Source organism: Roseibium sp. RKSG952 (assembly GCF_009711355.1).
Genome location: NZ_SMMF01000454.1, coordinates 1 through 1092, shown reverse-complemented (window position 1 = coordinate 1092; position 1092 = coordinate 1). Strand labels below are relative to the sequence as shown.

The 1092-nt window shown below is 39.6% G+C and carries 1 protein-coding gene; it reads right to left on the bottom strand.

Annotation, left to right across the window (positions count from 1 at the left end; all coding sequences use genetic code 11):
• Positions 1-102: 102 nt before the first annotated feature.
• A partial coding sequence (locus E1297_RS01530) for a thioesterase domain-containing protein (protein WP_155133017.1) occupies positions 103-1092 on the bottom strand: 990 nt, incomplete at its 5' end.

Here is a 1092-nt window from a genome sequence, read left to right as displayed (position 1 = left end):
AAGGGGGACTGTAATCCGGGAGCGCAATTATGCAACAACGCCCAACAACGTCAACCCTGATCAGAATTTGCGACAGAACCAATGGCAATCTCCCTCTACATATTATGAAATGTGATTTTTTATCCATTTGCCAATTGTTTTAGCCGTGACCTCTGCCGCATTCCCTGCAAGTAGGGTAAAATGATCTGAGTTGATATCTACCGTTTCAACATTTTTACAATATCGCTCCCACCCAAGAGTTAATGTCTGTGAAAGTCGGCTAGTAGCTTTCGCGCGCACAATTAATACATCACCATCAAAATAGCCTGGAATTGGCCTTTCAATCATATAATTCGCTTGCAGTAATGAATATCTGATAAACTTTTCCGCAAATCCCGGGCTGATTTGAAACACCCCAGAGGGAATCATTCCTAAAGATTCCAAATCTTGGGTAAGCCTAACCAATTTTTGCTCTTTATTATATTTTTTTAACTCACCATACACCAAATCTCCCTCAATCTCTATTATGTAATTGTCAATTACGTCTTCCAAATTCATGGAATCAAATTTAACGTTATTATTGGTATTTTTATTCAAATATTCATCGGTTGCGTATGAATCTATTACTACTAAGCAATCAATTTTAATACCTTTGTTCTGCATGTAAGTTGCAACATCATGAGCAATTTTGGCTCCGATAGACCAGCCTATAAATACCATTTTACCATTTATTGCTTTTTCTATTCCCTGCTCAAAACACGAAAGCATCTCCTGATAATGTTTGAATGGTTTTTCTCCATGGCCATATCCAGAAATTTGTAATCCCGTAACAGATCCATATCGACCCCACTCGCTAAGTACCTGGGGCTGCGCAAACGGAAGAGGGAGTCCGCCAATCGGGGGGAAACAAATTATTGTCCTTTCCTTTTCACTATTTCCTTGGTTCTTTCGATAAAGTTGGACTATTGGCGAATATTTTGACCTTGGGCTGTCAATTTTCATAGCCAGCTGTGATACCTGTGGCGCTTCATACAAATCACGGAACTCACATCGTTGTTCATAAGTGTTATTGAAATAGGATAGTAGTTTAACGGCGAGCAATGAATGGCCGCC